The organism is Grimontia marina (genome assembly GCF_900060185.1).
Classification (GTDB): domain Bacteria; phylum Pseudomonadota; class Gammaproteobacteria; order Enterobacterales; family Vibrionaceae; genus Enterovibrio; species Enterovibrio marinus.
In genome coordinates this window covers 1-866 of the sequence record NZ_FIZY01000188.1, presented here as the reverse complement: position 1 = coordinate 866, position 866 = coordinate 1, and the positions used below count along the sequence as shown (strand labels likewise).

Sequence of the window (866 nt, the reverse complement as noted above, 5' to 3'; positions counted from 1 at the left end):
ACGAAGATGCCTACGGAAATCAGTGGCGTCAAGTAACACTTGCCGGGGACATCGACACGCCAGTGTTGGGTAAAATGGATTCGCTTTGGGCATACGCTGAGCAGTTGGACAATGTTTACTGTTCAACATGTCATGCCAAAATTCCGAGTAACCATTTTACGGTTAACGCGTGGCCTTCTGTGGCAAAAAGTATGGGGGACCGTACCTCTATTTCCGCAGAGGATCTAGAAATCCTCACGAAATATTTCCAATACAATGCGAAAGATGTTGTTGCCCAATAAAAAATGAAATAAGGATTCAGTGATGACTACTCTCACACGTCGAAGTTTTCTAAAAAGCGCTGGTGCAACTGCAGGTGCGGTCGCTATTTTTTCGGTTAAACCCATGCCAGTTCTCGCTTCCGCACCGCGAGGAGCTGGTGTACTGACTGCTGGGCGTTGGGGTGCTATGCTGGTTGAAGTTAAGGATGGGAAAATTATTTCTTCCAAGAATGCATTGCCGCAAACCGTACCCAATAGTCTACAAACCTCAGCGCCAGATCAAGTGCATACTCAAGCTCGGGTCAAATACCCGATGGTGCGTAAAGGTTTTCTAGCCAATCCCCATATGCCAGATGGTAAACGAGGAGACGATGAGTTCGTCCGCGTTAGTTGGGAAAAAGCGCTGCAATTAATCCACCAACAGCATGCTCGTATTCGCACTGCTTATGGAGCCGAGTCAATTTTTGCGGGCTCTTACGGCTGGCGATCCAGTGGGATTTTACATAAAGCCCAAACCCTACTGCAACGCTATATGAGTATGGCGGGAGGCTATTCGGGTCATTTAGGTGATTATTCTACGGGTGCTGCGCAAGTCATCATGCCTTA

General features: G+C 47.7%; 1 protein-coding gene and 1 pseudogene. Both read left to right on the top strand.

Features of this window, described 5'->3' with window-relative positions:
• Nucleotides 1–281: pseudogene (locus GMA8713_RS25895) on the top strand (NapC/NirT family cytochrome c); the annotation flags it as partial.
• Between the two features lie 22 nt (nt 282–303).
• Nucleotides 304–866, top strand: a 563-nt coding sequence (locus GMA8713_RS25890; protein WP_157515802.1) for a molybdopterin-dependent oxidoreductase, incomplete at its 3' end; no start/stop codon positions are given.